Here is a 16791-nt window from a genome sequence, read left to right as displayed (position 1 = left end):
GTGCGATTAATATGTGTCTTCGATTCGAAGTTAATCATATCGATATTGCTAGCTGCCCCTCGACAGCGGACCAGCTCAGAACCCCATCGTAAAGGTAGTAGATGTCAATGAGTGGCTTGCGCTAATAATGCGAATTGGCCGCGGAAAATCGGCGTTTTCTCGTTCTTTGCGCACATTTTCCCCAATTTTCGCCGTGATGCTGAGATGCTGTCGCGCAATTCCTGAAACCTGCGACGGATCGGTGACCCTGAAAATCAGGGGGGGTTTGGTGTCGCATGTCTTTGTCGCAAGTGGTAACTATTCTGTGACATAACTTGCGACAGGAATCCCCCGCCATGATAATCGGCTATGCTCGCGTCTCCACCCAGGGCCAAGACCTCGACCAGCAGCGCGCGGCGCTTTGGCGCGGCCGGCTGCATTCGCCTCTTTGAGGAAAAGGTTTCGGGGGCGAAGCGCGATCGGCCCGAGCTGTTGAAGATGCTCGATCATTTGCGCGCCGGCGACGTGGTGACGGTCACCATGCTAGACCGCCTCGCCCGATCGACGCGCGATCTTCTCGACATTGCCGAGCGCATCAGGGAGGCCGAGGCCGAGTTGCGATCCTTGGCCGAGCCGTGGGCCGATACGACCACGCCGGCCGGCCGCATGGTGTTGACCGTGTTCGCTGGCATTGCGGATTTTGAGCGATCCTTGATCGCGGAGCGCACCAGCGCCGGCCGGATCGCGGCCAGGGCGCGCGGGGTGCGGTTCGGCCCCTCCCCTGCCCTATCGGCTGATCAGGTTGCGCATGCTCGCCAGCTCATCGCCCAGGACAAGCCCGTGGCCGAGGTTGCGCGGCTCCTGAAGGTGCATCGCGCGACCCTCTATCGGGCAATTGCTGACGCGGCGGCCGCGCCTCTCTGATTTTCCGAGGGAAGGACCGTCGAGCCGTCACGATTCGGACGGTTTTTGTTTGTTTCCGACATCCAAACAGCCGAGACCACCGCCAAAGCCATGGGATTTCAGTCCTTTGGCGATATGGGGTTGAAGAATCGGAGAAAACGAAGATTCTTCTAACCCATGAGTCGCCAAGTCTTGCCAGTTAAAGAGAAGGTTGCTGCCCATAGGGCGCGCCACGTCGCGGCTGGCCGGCAGTTGGTGAACACCTACCTTCCCGCCGAGCTGATCGAACAGATCGATCAGACAAAGGAAGCTGAGGGGGTGCGTGGCCGCACTCCCATCATCGAGGCTGCATTGAGGTTCTATTTCGAGAAAAAGCACGAGGGCATAAAATGAAAAACCCCTAGCCGTTAGCAGCGGCGAGGGGTTTTCGGATTCCGGAAAAGGCCATGTTGGGACCGCCTGAACAGCCCCAACATAGTCGAGAGCGAGCCACCCTGCAAGACTTGCGTCTTGCAGGAACGTCGAATCTTTGTCCGCTGTCCGTGCCCTCCTAGACGGAGGACGAAGGAACGATGTTTGAACAAATTGGGGCGGTGCTCGCAGGGGCACCGGCCGAACGGGAGCGCACGCCCGTTCGGCGGCATTCCCGCGCGGTTGCGAAGGGGTATTCTGGCGACGGACGAACCGCCAGGAGGTGCGCACAATCCTCTTGGCCGTCAAGCGTTACGAGCTGGCCCAGCGCCAGCCAGGCGCGCGCAGCGGGCCGCTCGGATCGGTGGCGATCGAAGTGCTAGAGCTGTTCGCCAATCTGGTAGATTTCAGGACCGGCCGGCTCGATCCGGCGATAGACACGCTCATGGGCCAGTCCAGGTCGCGACGTAGGTGAAGTCGGAGACCCACAGCATATTCGGCGCCGGGGCATGGAACTGGCGATTAACGTGATCGAGAGGGCAAGGTGCGGCCTGACCTGCGCACTGACAATTTCCTCCATCTGAGATTAGAGTCCGAGCCTTGATTGAAGGACGGACTGATGAAGAGAAAGCGGTTTACAGAAGAGCAGATCATCACGGTTCTGCGCGAGCATGAGGCGGGTGCAAAGGCGGGCGACCTGGCGCGCAAGCATCGGATCGCCGAGGCACGCTGTATAACTGGAAGGCCAAGTATGGCGGGATGGACGTCTCTGACGCCAAGCGGCTGAAGGCTCTGGAAGACGAGAACGCCAAGCTGAAGAAGCTGCTCGCCGACCAGTTGCTCGAAGCCTCGGCATTGCGCGAGCTTCTGTCAAAAAATGTATGGTCCGCCCCGTCCGTGCAAGGGTTCGCGACATCGCCGATGACGATTCCAGTTGCATAAATGTATCCGGCCTCTCGCGAGTGGGCTGCTGTTGCAGCCAGGCCATGATGAGATCCGCGCACGCCGTTCCCAATAAATGGTTCGGGCACGAAGCCCGCTTTTCTGCACAGGGCTTACGGCATGCTGATCCACTGTTTCGTCATCATTATTCCCGAGCCTTGCAATCGAGCCGGAAGTGTCAGGCGAATGCAGGATCCCTGCGTTCGTAGAGCGCTCCCGGCTTGGTCAGAACAACCCAGACAATACGTGCCATCTTGGCGGCGAGTGCGACAACGGCCTTGTTCGGATGCATTCGGCTCTGCAGCCCATCGAGCCAGCTTCCAAGGCGACCCCGGGTTCGATCCAGATGTCTGAAGCAGGATCGCGCGCCATGAACGAGGAGCTTGCGGACGTAGCGGTTCCCGCGCTTGCTGATGCCGAGGAGCTTCTGCTTGCCCCCGGTCGAGTGTTCCCGCGGGACAAGGCCCAGCCATGCAGCCAGATCGCGGGCCTTCTGGAACTGGCGTCCGTTGCCGACGGCCGCAAGAAGGGCGGTGGCGCCCAGTGCTCCGATGCCGGGGATCGTCATGAGCCGGCGGGCAACATCTTCTCGATCTGCAATCGCAGCTATCTCCCTCGTCACGTCCTGAATGCGCTGCTCTAACTGGTGCAGGTCGGCGAACAGATCGGTGAGCAGTTTGCGCATCGCCGGCGATAGGTCGTTCGACGCATCGTTGAGAACCAGCGGCAGGTCGAGCTTGAACAGGCCTGCTCCCTGCCTCAATGCAATGCCGTATTCCAGGCAGAATGCCCGCATCTGATTGATCAGACGCGTTCGCGTGCCGATCATCTGATCGCGAACTCGATGTAGAGCCTGGAGGTCAGCCTGTTCTTCGCTCTTCATGGTGGCGAACCGCATTGTTGGTCTCGTGGCCGCTTCTGCGATGGCCCCGGCATCAATGATGTCGCTATTGTTCGACTTCACGTAGGGCTTCACGAACTGCGCCGGGATCGAGCGAACTTTGTGCCCCAGCGCATGCAGTTTCCTGGCGATCCATTGTGATCCTGCGCACGACTCCATCCCGACGATCGCAGGCGCTGCTCGTTCAAAGAACAGCAGCAGCGTATCGCGTCGGAAGCGAGCGCGCTGGACCGGCTCGCCGCCGCTGTCCAAGCCGACGACGTGGAAGATGTTCTTGCCGATATCGACTCCATAGACTGCCGCAGGGCGCGGCGCGTTGCGTGGGGACATTGCAACCTCCTTTGGTGTAACTGCCCAGATGATGCTGCGTGAGGACGGGGCGGACAATCCCATTAATGGTAGGGCCTGCCCGCCGCCAGGCGCGAAGCCGTCGCGCATCTGCAGGCCGTCATGGGCCTATCGGAGCGTCGGGCCTGTTCCTTTGTCGACGCCGATCGTAGGATGATCCGCTACCAGTTTCGCCGAGCGCCGAGACGGAGCTGCGTGGTCGGCTGCGTGACCTCGCCAACGAGCGGGCCGACGCTTTGGCTATCGACGGCTGTTCATCCTGCTCAGGCGCCAGGGCGAGACATCGGGGATCAACCGTATCTATCGTCTTTACCGCGAGGAAGGACTGACGGTGCGCAAGCGTCGGGCGCGACGACGAGCCGTCGGCACGCGGGCGCCGATCCTAGTCGAGGCAAAGCCGAATGCGCGCTGGTCGGTGGGTTTCGTGCATGACCAGTTCGCCTGCGGCCGGCGCTTCCGCGTGCTCAACATCGTCGACGACGTGACGCGCGAATGTTTGGCCGCGATCCCGAACACCTCAATCTCCGGCCCTCGGGTTGCCCGTGAACTGACGGGACTGATCGCTCACCGCGGCAAGCCGCGCATGATCGTCTCCGACCATGGCAGCGAGTTCACCTCGAACGCCATCCTCGCACGGTCGAAGGATCACGGGATCGAATGGCACTACATCGCGCCAGGCAAGCCGATGCAGACGGTTATGTCGAATCTCTCAACGGTCGCATGCGCGACGAGCTCTTGAACGAGAGCCTGTTCTTCGGCCTCGACCACGCTCGCAGCGCCATCGCCGAATGGCGGGAGGACTACAATCCTGTTTTTCATAACACCCATCTGTCTATGTCGTTGAAGTGAATAGGTTTTGCTGATCTGGATGCGATCCCGTGGGGTATTTTGGGTTTTGCCGCGCGCGATGAACGATGCGCTGTGCCGCAGGCTCGCCAAGCGTTGATCGGCTGAAGACCCATGGACCATTCGGCAGAGGATGAACGCCTTCGATCTCGCCCGCCTCGGCGGCGAGCCTGAGGGTCTTCGGTGCAACGCCGAGAAGGCGCGCCGCCTTGTTCAGGTTAAGCCATGGCTCTTTGCCGTCCGCCGCTGGCCGGAAGACAGGGATCTTATAATGCGACCTGTGCGCGGTGACCCGTTCGCGTGTCCATCGACTTCCGTGACCGGTCACCAGTCCATTGCGGTTGAGGATGCCAGCAATCAGATCATCATTGGCGATGAGCACCAGTTGGCGGACGGCCGCGATGATATCGCCGGACGTGCTGTTGCGCTGTCCACGGCGCCGCTTCGGCAGGCGCAGTTCAGTATGGACGCCGCCAACCCAATGGATCAGAAGAACGATCTCTGACGCTTCGTCATCGATATCGGCGACCACCTCCCGGATGACGGTGCGAACGATGCGCTTCTTGAGCCTTGCATCCGTCGTCGGCGCCGCCCATACAGCCTTGAGATCGGCGGCGAGCGCGGTGACGTGTATTGGCGACAGAAGTGATGGCTCCGATGTCGAGGCATCATGCGCGGCAATCCTGCTCTCGATCTCGCCGACATGCGTAAGCGCCCGGTTCCATCGCAACTCCAGTTCCGCCGCGACCAGCCGGTTCTGCGGATCGATGGCGTCGTATTGCCGGAACGCCCGATCGGCGTTGTAGCGTGCCGCCTCGCGATCGCGCATCAGAGCATCGCGGACCTGATCGCCGCGACTGGCCGCTTGCGCTTCGGCCTCGACGGCCGCGGCTATCGCTACCGGCTCGACAACCCGCAGAAGAGCTTCCTCGATGGCGTCGACGCGTAGTCCACCGAAGGCGATGCAACGCGGCTCGCCATTGTCAAGAAGACCACGCCAGCAGGAATAGCGCGGAATGTTGTGCTTGGTTCCCGTGTAGCGGACCGTCAGCTTGCGGCCGCAGCGCCGGCAGCGGACAAGGCCGGCGAGCAGAGCGTCGCCATGCTTGGGCGCCCCGTGATGCCGGCTCGTGGGCACGTTGTCGCTCACCATCTTGCGGATCGCGCTTCCGCCCTTTCCCAGCTGACGTAGCCTTCGTGTGCACCCGGGATCAGCGCCAGCCATTCATCACGCGCCTTACGGCGGCTTCGCGAACGAATGGCTGTTGCATCATATCCCGACGCAGCACGAGTCTTACCATAGGCGTAGGCGCCGCCGTAGATCGGGTTCTCGATCATTCGGTGGATGGTCGCATAGCTTCGCCAGCGCCAGACCACATCAGCGCTTGGCAGGCAAATCCAGCCCATGTTCGAGGAACCAGAGCAGGGCCTGGCGGCACTGCCGAGTTCCGCCACCTTGTCAAACACAAGGGTGATGGCCTCCTGCATGCGACGGTCGGGATCCTTCTCCAGCCGGTCGCCGACCTTCACGAAGCCGACCGGGGAAGCGACGACGAGTTCACCGCGCCGGGCCTTCTCATAGCGGGCCGACAAGGAGCGCTGACGCAGAAGATCGAGCTCATACTCGTTGAGACTGCCCTTCAATCCCAGCAGCAGCCGGTCATTGCCCTGGCGCGGTGTGTAGACCGTCCCCTGGTCGATCAGCACGGTATCGACGACGCGGCACATCTCGATGAGCTGCTGCCAGTCGCGGCTGTTGCGGGCGAAGCGCGATACCTCCCGCGCCGCAACCGCCCCAACCTTGCCGAGACAGACTGCTGCGACCGTCCGATCGAAGCCCGCTCGGGCCACACCGCCAGCAGCAGAGCGGCCGAGATCGTCATCGACCGTCTCGATGCAAGACCAGCCGAGCGCGACCAGGCGATCGCGCATCGCATACTGCAGGGCGCTGCTCTCACGATTGTGCAGAACCTGATGGGCCGAGGACTGCCGCACATAAAGGATCGCCTTTCGCTCCAGATGGTGGGGCCGGATCTCCTCATGCATCATGGCGTGCCTCCTCCCGTGGAACGGCGCGCTCGCCGTCGACGTGGTTGAGGATCAGGCGCACCATCAGCTTTGTCAGCGTCAGGCGCGTCTCTTCCGGCAGCGCCTGCCATGGTGGCATCTGCGCGGTCTCCGCATCGTGCGGGTTGGAGAACAGATCGAACTGATATGTCGTGGGCTGGCGCGGCATGGACCTCTCCCCGATTCGCGTCGTGAGGATCCGATGCTGCGCCCGAATCCTCCAATTGCGATGGGGTGTGGGAATTGGCCGTCGCGTCCTGCAGCAGTGTCACCAAGACGCCAAGCGTTCTGGGATCGACATGTGGGGCAGCGGCAATGCGCCACGCGGTGCAGACCGCGCGATCAAACATCCAGGCCGGAACCTCCAGCCACCGATCGGAGGCGTGGCCAGAGAGACTGCAGCGGAAAACCTCCCGGTCAGCCTTCTCGATCACCTCATGAACGTGAACACAACGCCCGGCCCAGGAATGCGACGGATAAAGAAACTTGCGTTCCTCGGTCCCGTGGGCGTTCTCTCGTCGATTGTACAACACCGCGAGGCCCCATTCCTCGCTCGGCTACCAGACCCGGCGGCATACGCCGAGGACATCACCGCAACCAGCTCCGGCGCTGTGCTGATGGAAGGCTCCGCGCCTCCGCCGTGCTCAACCCGCGCCAAGAGGCGTAACAAAAACGGCCAAGGCTCTAATCGCCATGGATGACAGTTCAGTGGCAGGTCAGCTCCTCGCCCATGCGGCCCCGCCAGCGCGTCATCGAGGAGCGGTCGAACGGCAGCTCATGGCGGAAGAACGCTCGCCGCACAGATACTGGAAACACGGGTTCTCGATTCAGCGCGCGCACAGCACCTCGTCCGACAGATTGAAGGTGTAATTGAGGATGGCGAGCCCAGCCATCAGCCGCGTCGGCAGCGGCGGCATGCCCGGCCCGTCGCAATAGACCTCGCCGAAGCGCGCTTCCAGCACCGGCCAGTCGATGGTGCGGGCCAGCCGCACCATCTCGTGGTACATGTTGAGGATCCGACCAAGGCGGGCGCGGAACAGATCCTGTTCTCCTGTCTCGAGCCGCTCGCGTGGTCTGCCCATCACCTAGCGCCGATTCACTGCGATGAAACCAGTGAATCGCGCTTCGCGTGACGAAATCGAAAACTGGAATTTCAAGAAAACTATCAAAAATTGGCCGCTACCTGTAATTCCAAAATCTGCAAATCGGCCGCATCCCTTATGGGATATCCGCAGCTTCCGAATTCTTCACGGTCAACTAAATCCCGATCGACTGCGATATCCGAGGACCGAGCGCTGCCCGCGACGAGTCCAACCTCCGGCCACCGCCCAGAACCTCTGGAAAATCGCCAAACCCACCCGATGCCAGAATCACAAGGCCAGCGTATAGGGAACCAGATGCCATCCGACACCTCGCGATTATTGAAGCAACGCTTGATTCGGAGCCGACTTTTTCGACCATATTAGAGAGTTGCCGACGCCAGGTATTCAAGCGCGGCCAAGATTGCTTTTGTTGCTGACCTTAAGGAAGCCTAGTCAAAAGGTTTCCTCGTCGAAAGCCCCCAAAGGTTGCTCCGTGTATACGCTCATGGGGTAGGCGTTTGTTCTCAGGCTGGCCAAAGGTCATGCAGCACTCTTGGAGTGGCGGCCTTGGCCTCTTCTAGCTCTGCTGCAGACAAACGGTCGGCCAATTGGCCGAGGACCGAGCGAGCAACCTCTTCCGGATCCACCGCCGGGTCGCAGAGGACGCTGTCGTGGATCCGGTCGAGAAACGAATTGCGGTTTCTGGCTCTAGCGCGGCGGCCGGGATGCCAACCCTCGTAGTAAAAGCCGCGCAGTAAGGCTGGCAGCTGCGCGCCCATGTATACAGCCTCGTCGCGATCCAGACAGTCGCGCAGGGCATGCAGCGTCGCAATCAAGGCTTGGAAAACCCGCTCGCGATCATGCCAGCGAAGTCTCCACGCCAGATCGCTGATCCAATTCAGCGTTGCTTGCAATGCATAGTTTAGATCACGGCTCACGTACATAAGCATTCTCCTGTCCTTAAAGGTTTGTCAGGATCAGATTAGTCGCCATTAAGTGTCGAAATGCGGTTTGTCGGCCTTGAGGCAGACCAACCTGGTCAGGAGGGCCTAGCGCTGCAAGAAAACGGATGGACGTGGCTGAGAGATGATGCCGTTGGTGCCGATGTCCCTGGCAGTCGCGGACTAAATTCCAAAGACAAAACCTAACCCCGGAATTCGCTCGGATCTGCGAACTACGACCGCAGGGTCCGCGGATACGCTCATTTGTGCGGGGCCCGTCGCGGCCTGGAGAAGTACTCCTCGTTCCATCCCGGATTGGTCGCTTCGCTTCCCAAATCCGGATTCATCGCCTCAGCGCAGCGATGGCGCTGTAGACTCGCCTGAAAAGCACCGCTGGATCTCGTGCGGCCACAACTCAAACAATATGACAGCATCAGCGCGCTTTATGCCGAGGCGCATAGCCGCTGCGCAATGTGGACGACGGTGGGACGGCGGGGCGGTCTAGATTGTAGGAGTGTTCTTCCGCCCTACCACACCGAGGGGGCGCCGGGTCGTTGCGATAGTTTGCGCACGCTTGAGAAAACCGAACACTTACTGCAAGTCTCGTGCGCGTCCGGCGCCATGCCCTGTTTCGACTGACTCGAAGTTGCGCAGCATCATTTCCGCAACACTGAAGGTGTGCCGCCCTTGCGGCGAAGTCAGGCGAGCGTCGGTATCGGGATAGATAAAGAAGGGAAGCGAAATTCGGTCACTCACTCCACTGTGGGCGACCTGATGCGGCGTACTCTTGAAGCGATCGTCGCTCAAGGCCTGAAGCATGTCGCCCAAATTGACTACGAGACTGTCGGGCAGGCTCGGCACTGGCATCCAACGCTCGCGGAACCACACTTGCAAGGACCGGGTGGGGAGTTCCTCCTGCAGCAACAGCGTGAAGAAGCCACCGTCGGTGTGCTTGGCACACGTGCCGCCGCGAGCTGGATACCGGATCACGCGTTGCAAGAGTGTCGGCGGGCTGAAATGGCTTCGGAACCAGCCCTGTTCCATACCGATCAGGTCGGCAAGCGCGGTTCCAAGCAGCGGGACAACTCCGCTGAGCACGGTAGCCTGCAAAGCAAGCAGGCTTCGGGCGAAACCAGGAGCCAACGCCTCATCCGGAAAGCGCGTGATTCCAGCAAACGGACGCCGGTCGCCTTCGTTGTCAATTCCGAGATCGAACAATTCCTTTGGATCGCGGCCGGCCTCGGGATGGAGTATTTCGCCGTGCAACGGACTGTATCCACGGGCGATAGTAGGATACATGCCTTGAGAGGCGTGACCATAGCGTTCCTTGATCGCCTCTGGCAACGCGAAAAACCGCCGGGAAGCCTCGATGGCTTGTGCGATCTGTTCCTTCGGGACGCCGTGCTCGACAAGGTAAAAGAATCCGTACTCCTCGCAGGCCATTTGCAAGCGCTGTTGCTCTTTACGTTTCGTTGCATCGGCTGCCAGTTTCGCCAGTGAAATTTGTGGTAGCGTGGTCATATTCGCTTCTCCGTTGGTGCTTTGGCCCTTGTGGGGCTCTGGAAAGCTTAGAAGTTGGCGTCCTTGTCCGCGGTGTATCTCGGCATGGATATAGCTTCACCATGCACGAATATATCTATCGAATTGCGTGCAATGGCAATACGGGATATATTATTAATATGTGGATTCATTGTTACATCTCGTCCGGCCGCTGTTAAATCTCTGCAAGAAAAATTTCCCATTGGTACACTGAAAGTAATGCTTGTCTTATATAGTTTCTATAAATGATCTACGAAAGCCTGCTTGACATGCTCCGAAAATCGGCCGGAACTCGTTCGAATTTGCCGCCGACCGCGCAAATTGAAGTGAAAAACGGGACCGTATGATTAGAGTTTTGTGCGCGCGCGCCTTTGCCGGAAGACGAACCCGCCACACCCCGCCGATGAGCCGCTGATTACCTCTTCCCCAGGCATTGCGGCCGGCGCGCTCGGAAAGGCGACGATCCCGGAGCGGATCTCCTGCGCGGGGGGCGCACACGCCTTCGGTCGTTTGCGCCGGCAATGTCGTCACGCTCGTCGAGGCGATCCCCAGTCTCAAGAGGGTGATCGCGGCATAACTTGCCTGCTCAGCGCCAGGGATATCCCTGCACTGTTGGCATCCTCCAGCACCATTGGAGTCTGCCTCGAATGTGATGACCATCCCATCCTCGGAGGATGAGGCGTGCCGCAGAGCCCGCAGATCCTCGGATTTGCCTCAGGCCTAAATTAATCGCCTATGCCTTACCTTGACAGGCCGATCTGAGGTCTCTGGGTTTAACTTCTTTGTCGCGCCGAATTAAACGATGCGGTCGCAAAACACTTTCAACATCACTGTTGATATTGAAAGAACGCTACGGTGATTGAAGAATACAGACTCGTTTCCTCTATGTTGCACTCGCATGATGATGGCGAAACATAACTTTAAGTTGAAATAACTTCGCAAGCCGCAATGAGATGGTAGAGCTGAGGCGATGCAGAGCTGCCCAGGACGGCGCGCAGAGCCGAAGCTTACAACCCCGGCCGTTTTGCGCGCCAGTAACACCCTCCTGTGCAAATGGCTGTGGAGCAGAGACGATGCAACACCGGCGGATTAGCGGCATCGAGGAGATACCTACCCTTTCTCCAAGAGAAAAGGAATGCATCCTATGGACGGCGAAAGGGAAGTCGTCGTGGGAAATCGGGCACATAATGGGTATATCTGTAAATACCGTTAACTTTCACATAAAAAATGTTATGAAAAAGATGGATACTGTTAGTAGAACAGCAGCGGCAGTAAAAGCGCTTCAATCTGGAATTATCAAATTGTAAAAGGTCAGCCGAAAATCTTTCACAAGGAATCTCATGCCTAAGTCGCGATCATTATGCTACGCAGAAAGGTACGCACTCTTGCAATTCGGCGATTTTAACATCGGTTTGGCCAGGAATTTTCTTGGACTTGCATCTGTCGGAGCGGTGGGAGCACTAATCTTCGGTCCATTTCGGAACGGTCCAAGTCGAGCCGCGGTGCACTGCACACTGACGCAGGTAAATGCCCGATCGATGTAGGAGAAAAGTATTCGTCGGCTAGATCACCTCGCGCATTGCTTCTGCCTTGCTTAACATTACCTCGCGATGCGTGTTCGGCTCGGCACCGGGAACGTGGAGCGCCGGGTAGCGCGGACAGGTAATTGGTAAATCGTGTCGTAGACCGGCAGCACCTGAAACGCCAAGGGCTTCATGATAGTGTCGGTCTGAAACAGTCCGAGGGCGGCTGTGACTAAAGGGGACCCCCCCCTCGCGTTCGACCGATGTGACACATGTCGGCGGGAGCCGCTCGGTCGTTACGACGTCCAACTTCAGGTCCACCAGAGAACAAGATCCGGGCGAGCAAACCCGAAAAAGCTGTTCAACACCAGGCGACGCTTTCCGTTGCCCGATTGACCGGTGACCCCGTGAACGAAACCGCCATCGATCAAGCCGATATCCCCCGCCCTGAGCTGGAAGTCGCGACAAGGAACGCCCTCGAGATAGGCTGCCGAATAGGGATAGCCCGTAGTCTCCACACCTTGCGACTTTCGGTCCTTGACTGTCGGCTTGTGGCTCCAGAGCCGCAGATTGCCACCTTCCTCGGGCATGCTGGGATAGAAGTTGAGTGCTGCGACGGTATTGTGCGCCACCGCAGAAAGCTCGTAATCGTTCCCAGCACATAACACTTGAGCGACGTCGTCGTGGGGGTTCAAGGAGAACGTGCCGCTGCCAGACCAACTGAGAGCGCGAGAAACATTAGCCTGACCATGCTCCGAACGGGCCAGCCGCAATTCAATGCCCTGTTTGCGAAGGTCGCGCTTCAACGCGTCGAACAATGCTCGGACCGGATCAACCAGATTCTCAAAAAGCGCGTCGACGTACGGTCGCGCAGTTTCCGCCTCTGCGAAATAGGTGGCTGCATCCTTCCTGTAGTGGGATGCGCCGACATATTGTCCGGGAACGCCATCCTTACGCTCCTTGAGACCGGGACTGCCACTGAAGTTCGCGGTGATCTCCTCGGCTATTTCGGTGCTGAATGCTTGCCTGATGTGCAGAGCGGTGATCTCACCTTTCAGGACTGAGATGATGTCCGCAGTGCTGATCGAGCCGGTTCGTTCTCTAATCGCAACAGGCGAGGTGGCTGGGGCTTGGGATACTTGATTGGTCTCCATTGGCTTGCTCCTTTAGTGCGTGATCAAGGATGGCGATGCCATGATCGAGTTCGTCATCGGTGATGGTTATCGGCGGGAGGACTTTGATGACGTCGCGATTTGGTCCTGAAGATTCGATCAGCAGGCCATTTTCGAACGCGACATCGTGCACACGGCCGACAACGGCCTGCGAACGGCACTTGAGGCCGGCCATCAGACCGCGACCGCGCTTTTGTTCGATGCACTTGGGAAATTTCGCAACAAGGCTGTCCAGCTGTCTTTGCAGTTTGGCAGCTGTCCGCTCAACGCCTTTAGTAAACTGTCCGTCGGACCACATTTTGCACATCGCTCCTGCAGTCACGAAGGCGAGATTGTTGCCTCTGAAAGTCCCGCTATGTTCTCCGGGTTTCCATATGTCTATTTCGGGGCGAATGAGAACAATCGAGAACGGACTACCTGAACCGCTTAGGGACTTCGACAGGCACACGATGTCGGGTTCGATTTTCGCGAACTCGAACGAGAAGAAATCGCCCGTTCGTCCCGAACCTGCCTGAATGTCGTCGACGATCAAAACCACGCCGTGCTTACGGCAAATCCGCTGAATTTCTGTAAGCCAAGCTGCGGATGCGGCGTTCATGCCGCCTTCTGCCTGGATGGTCTCCAGGATGATTGCGGCGGGCTTTTCTATGCCGCTCCCTGGGTCGCCCAATACGAAGTCTATGTAGCCCGCGGAATCGAAATCTTGGTTCGGATATCCGTCATAAGGGACACGGATCACATCGTGGCGAGCGACGCCGCCCAGATCCCTAGTTGACGCCGAACCCGATACCGCCAGAGAGCCAAGCGACATGCCATGGAACGCGTTCGAGAAGGCCATTACGCTAGGGCGGCCGGTATATTTTCGCGCCAGGGCCAGCGCCGCCTCGTTTGCGTTTGTGCCGGTCGGCCCAGGAAATTGTATTTTGTAAGAGAGGCCTCTGGGCTTCAGGATCGAATCAACAAACGCTTCAATAAAGTCACGCTTCGCAGCCGTATACATGTCGAGCGACAGAAGGATGTTCTCGCCGACGAGATATTCGATTGCCGGTGCAATAATATTCGGGTTGTTGTGTCCGTAGTTGAGGGCGCCCGACCCTACGAGGAAATCGATATATGGGTTGCCGGCCTCGTCCCAGATTGTCGCCCCAAGGGCTCTCGTAAAGACCGCGGGAAACGATCGCCCATAGCGACGAACGTTAGACTCATGAGCTGCAAAAACGTCGCTGTTCATTTCAGGGTCCCTCTGCATGTCGTGCCGCGTTCAACGAGCAAGTGATTAAATGCGTTTGATCGGTTGCGGTTGTTTTCAGTTTCACTGAAGATCGGAACGGTCCAGGCGGAACTTTGGACGGTCGTGACCTCCCAGGAATGTGTCCGTAATGCCGACACTCTCCTCAAAAAGGTCCGCGCCAAAAGGGAGACCGGACTCGCGCGGCAGCTCAACTGCACTGACGCCGTCGGAACCTCCCCCGCTTCACGTTGCTCTGCATGGCGATATCTCTCGTCTATGCGTTGGAACGAACTCAGTTCTAGAGTTTTGGAGCAGGCGGCGATACTACGGCATCTGGTAGTTGACTTATCCGCTCAGCGCCCGCGAAAGGGCCTATCAATAAATCATAGGCTTGCGCTGGCGGCGCCTCATGTGTACAGCGCTTCTGCCATACAGCAGCATGTTAAGGTGGCCTTCGGCAGCAACACGAACCGTCGTGCCCGGCCGGTAGCGTAGCTCGGCGGTAGGGAAGCCGCTCGCGAGCGCGCCCTCAACAGCGCTCTAGCGAGCGTGCGACGTAGCGGCGATCATCGACGTTCTTTGATGTCGGGGCCGCTTTCGGACCGCTTCTGAAGCGTCTCGACCAACTCTGCCTGAACGAGGATTAGGGTCTCGAAAAGCCCACAGCGGAGGATATTGTGGGATCAGACTAAGCCGGTTCTCCCCCCTCTTAAGTGTGCCAGACAGCTTGGTGCTGGGAGATGCGACCACCGGATCTGTCGAAGCCGCGTAAAAATAGGGGACTACTCCATCGACCGGATTTACGCGAGGCAGATGGAGGCGGCCTGCCTTATGCAGTCTCAGGAGGATCGACATTCGCTCGCGTTTTCAGGCGGTTTGCCGACCTCCAGTCAGCATGCGGACGCCTTTGGATGGGCATATTCGCACATCCTACAAAGCAGAAAGCCATCCGTCCCATCCATGCGGTCGATGATTTGGCTAAAAACTGGCCCGTCAAAAAGATCTGCGTATTCGTCGCGCAGAAGATTGCCCAATACGTGTCGCCGTTCAAAATCCATGCAGCAGAGCGTAACGTCACCGTTTGGGAGAAGAACATTTCGATACTGCCGTCCGTCAACGCATGTCAGCGCGCCGACGACTGGCTGCCGTGGTTCGACGATCTTCGGATTGACGCTTCCACCCCTGCTGCTCAGAGGCCGCGCGCGAACTAGCGCTTCGGCGGGGATTATCTCGGCGATATCCGGATGGACCTCGCCCAGGACTATAAACCGAATCGAGGCGATGTCTGCGTCGACCACTTGACGAATCAAAGCGAGATACTTGTCTCCGACAAGACGGCTATTCATGTATGCGCCATCATCGGGAACATGGACCACGAATACCCTTGAGCGCAGCGCCTGCAAGCGGTGTAGATCCCGCCCCTTCATTCCTACAAGCGTCGTGAAAATCCGGATGCCATGGCCTCTGGCGTAAGCGTGCTCGACCATTTCGGTGCAATCCGGATTGAGCCAAGGCTCGGAGTATCCGGCGAAACTAATGTCGACGGAAGTTGGTACGCGCGCCAGACATCGCTTGAAATCTTCAAGACGAAGATGCTTCACATGAGAAACCGCCCTTTGCCGATGGGCGAACTTGTCCTGCGGACAATAAGAACATCCGACGATGCAGCCGGTGGTCGTCGTTATTTCTAAAACCCTGCCGCCGGGAACGGCAGAGCCCAGTTCCTGTAAGATCATCGGATATTCCTCCACTCTTCTTGGGTATTGGCCAATCACGAACTCCATAATACTACAACTTACTTGGTTAAATCCATGGAAATTGTTTCGGCAGCCACATTGATTTATTTCTCCTGTATATTTACCTGTCAACTTGGTCTAATATGCCACGATGATACTCTAAGCGAACTGATTTCCTCAGCAAACGATCCATCGATCAAAATTTCCAGATCAACTCAGTCAGCTTCGCGTTTAGCGGCTAATTAACCGCGGGCGCCCTCGGTTTGCTGGGCGGCCCTGGAACCAACTTTGGGCGCATCGCCGGCACGCAGGACGGCGAAATCGCAAGCTGTCGAGCGTCAGCCGTTGCGGAAGGAAGGTGTAACTGAAACCGTTAATGGCCGGCCCGCCGCCGAGGTGCGCGTAGAGCACCCTCGATCCCTCTTGAAAGCAGCCTTTCTGGACGAGGTCGATCATCCCTTGCATCGATTTGCCCTCGTAGACGGGATCGATAATTAGACCCTCGAGCCGCGCACACAGGCGGATGGCCTCCTGGTTTCCTCGGACGGAAGGCCGTACAGGGAGACGCGTACCCCTCGAGCAACACCGCGTCATCCTCGATGATTTCCGTGCCAAGGTCGACGAGCTTCGCAGTATACCGGGCAATGTTTAGCACCTGCGCCCTGGTTTGGGCGGGGGTGGCAGAAGCTCGATACCGAGGAGATTGGGCTGTCGACCGTCCTTGGCAAATCCACGAGCATGCCGGCGTGCGTCGAGCCCGTGACCGTGCAAACGACAATGTAGTCGAAGGCAAACCCAAGCTGTTTCTCCTGGGCGCGCACCTCCTCCGCGAACCCGACGTACCCAAGCCCGCCATATTTCTGAACTGAGGCCCCTGCCGCGCACCTCTGCTCCCATAATCCGGCTCAAGAGAATGTTGCCGACCCGGTCGTAGACGGTGTCCTCATGGGGTACCCCGCTCTCCTGACCCAGGAGACATTTCATGCCGATCTTGCCGACGACCGCGGCGACCATCCGCGTGTGGTTGGACTGCACGCCGCCGATGGAGACAAGCTTATCGGCATTTGACGCGATCGCGTCGGGAATGATGTATTCGAGCTTGCGCGGCTTGTTTCCGCCCTGCCCCCCAGATGCTGGGAGAGGCGGTCGAGCTCTCGAAGGGCGTGGGCC

Annotated in this window: 12 protein-coding genes and 6 pseudogenes; 7 read left to right on the top strand and 11 right to left on the bottom strand. The window is 58.6% G+C overall.

What is annotated here, in order from left to right:
* Window positions 1-335 precede the first annotated feature (335 nt).
* The 4 genes and pseudogenes from X726_RS04900 to X726_RS01000000167555 form a co-directional block, all read left to right on the top strand.
* Window positions 336-903, top strand: a pseudogene (locus X726_RS04900) (recombinase family protein).
* Window positions 904-1059: 156 nt separating this feature from the next.
* Window positions 1060-1275 carry a ribbon-helix-helix protein, CopG family gene (locus X726_RS141990; RefSeq protein ID WP_023672829.1) on the top strand — a complete coding sequence of 72 codons (216 nt, stop codon included), beginning with the start codon at window positions 1060-1062 and terminating at the stop codon, window positions 1273-1275.
* 301 nt (window positions 1276-1576) lie between these two features.
* Window positions 1577-1768 carry a hypothetical protein gene (locus X726_RS1000000172030; protein WP_023672828.1) on the top strand — a complete coding sequence of 64 codons (192 nt, stop codon included), beginning with the start codon at window positions 1577-1579 and terminating at the stop codon, window positions 1766-1768.
* Window positions 1769-1912: 144 nt separating this feature from the next.
* Window positions 1913-2169, top strand: a pseudogene (locus X726_RS01000000167555) (transposase); the annotation flags it as partial.
* Between the two features lie 244 nt (window positions 2170-2413).
* Here the strand turns inward: X726_RS01000000167555 and X726_RS141995 are convergent.
* On the bottom strand, window positions 2414-3466 hold the full coding sequence (locus tag X726_RS141995) for an IS110 family transposase (protein ID WP_023672826.1): 1053 nt from the start codon (window positions 3464-3466) through the stop codon (window positions 2414-2416).
* Between the two features lie 78 nt (window positions 3467-3544).
* Between X726_RS141995 and X726_RS1000000170800 the strand changes: the two are divergent.
* A pseudogene (locus X726_RS1000000170800) lies at window positions 3545-4291 on the top strand (IS3 family transposase); the annotation flags it as partial.
* A 25-nt stretch (window positions 4292-4316) separates the two neighbouring features.
* On the opposite strand, the gene X726_RS1000000172025 reads toward X726_RS1000000170800, so the two are convergent.
* The 6 genes and pseudogenes from X726_RS1000000172025 to X726_RS142015 all read right to left on the bottom strand — a co-directional run bounded on the left by X726_RS1000000172025 (window position 4317) and on the right by X726_RS142015 (window position 9941).
* Window positions 4317-5483 (bottom strand): recombinase zinc beta ribbon domain-containing protein, encoded by a 1167-nt coding sequence (locus tag X726_RS1000000172025; protein WP_023672823.1) that lies wholly within the window; start codon window positions 5481-5483, stop codon window positions 4317-4319.
* Window positions 5477-6379, bottom strand: a complete 903-nt coding sequence (locus X726_RS1000000172020; RefSeq protein WP_023672822.1) for a recombinase family protein — start codon at window positions 6377-6379, stop codon at window positions 5477-5479. Before X726_RS1000000172020 ends, X726_RS1000000172025 begins: the two co-directional genes overlap by 7 nt.
* Window positions 6369-6566, bottom strand: coding sequence for a hypothetical protein (locus X726_RS142000; RefSeq protein ID WP_023672821.1), 198 nt, complete (start codon window positions 6564-6566; stop codon window positions 6369-6371). The genes X726_RS1000000172020 and X726_RS142000 overlap by 11 nt, the downstream gene beginning before the upstream one ends.
* A 551-nt stretch (window positions 6567-7117) precedes the next feature.
* Window positions 7118-7479: pseudogene (locus X726_RS142005) on the bottom strand (transposase); the annotation flags it as partial.
* A gap of 524 nt (window positions 7480-8003) precedes the next feature.
* On the bottom strand, window positions 8004-8423 hold the full coding sequence (locus X726_RS142010) for a DUF2267 domain-containing protein (protein WP_031215447.1): 420 nt from the start codon (window positions 8421-8423) through the stop codon (window positions 8004-8006).
* 588 nt (window positions 8424-9011) lie between these two features.
* Window positions 9012-9941 (bottom strand): 2-oxoglutarate and iron-dependent oxygenase domain-containing protein, encoded by a 930-nt coding sequence (locus X726_RS142015; RefSeq protein ID WP_031215446.1) that lies wholly within the window; start codon window positions 9939-9941, stop codon window positions 9012-9014.
* A 971-nt stretch (window positions 9942-10912) separates the two neighbouring features.
* On the opposite strand from X726_RS142015, the gene X726_RS1000000169800 reads away from it, so the two are divergent.
* Complete coding sequence (locus X726_RS1000000169800; RefSeq protein ID WP_084630913.1) at window positions 10913-11266, top strand: helix-turn-helix transcriptional regulator; 354 nt, start codon at window positions 10913-10915, stop codon at window positions 11264-11266.
* A 527-nt stretch (window positions 11267-11793) separates the two neighbouring features.
* On the opposite strand, the gene X726_RS142020 is transcribed toward X726_RS1000000169800, so the two are convergent.
* Both X726_RS142020 and ectB read right to left on the bottom strand, forming a co-directional pair.
* Window positions 11794-12636 (bottom strand): hypothetical protein, encoded by an 843-nt coding sequence (locus X726_RS142020; RefSeq protein ID WP_023672817.1) that lies wholly within the window; start codon window positions 12634-12636, stop codon window positions 11794-11796.
* Complete coding sequence (gene ectB, locus X726_RS142025) at window positions 12584-13885, bottom strand: diaminobutyrate--2-oxoglutarate transaminase (protein ID WP_033001996.1); 1302 nt, start codon at window positions 13883-13885, stop codon at window positions 12584-12586. The genes X726_RS142020 and ectB overlap by 53 nt, the downstream gene beginning before the upstream one ends.
* A gap of 575 nt (window positions 13886-14460) precedes the next feature.
* Between ectB and X726_RS1000000172015 the strand changes: the two are divergent.
* Window positions 14461-14529 (top strand): annotated as a pseudogene (locus X726_RS1000000172015) (6-carboxytetrahydropterin synthase QueD); the annotation flags it as partial.
* A 246-nt stretch (window positions 14530-14775) separates the two neighbouring features.
* On the opposite strand, the gene X726_RS142030 reads toward X726_RS1000000172015, so the two are convergent.
* Window positions 14776-15621, bottom strand: coding sequence for a radical SAM/SPASM domain-containing protein (locus X726_RS142030; protein WP_031215443.1), 846 nt, complete (start codon window positions 15619-15621; stop codon window positions 14776-14778).
* A gap of 360 nt (window positions 15622-15981) precedes the next feature.
* Window positions 15982-16740 (bottom strand): annotated as a pseudogene (locus tag X726_RS1000000169790) (pyridoxal-phosphate dependent enzyme); the annotation flags it as partial.
* Window positions 16741-16791: the final 51 nt, after the last annotated feature.

Source organism: Mesorhizobium sp. LSJC285A00 (assembly GCF_000503155.1).
GTDB lineage: Bacteria > Pseudomonadota > Alphaproteobacteria > Rhizobiales > Rhizobiaceae > Mesorhizobium.
The sequence above is the reverse complement of the archived record's forward strand: the minus strand, read 5'-3'. Positions and strand labels throughout refer to the sequence as shown.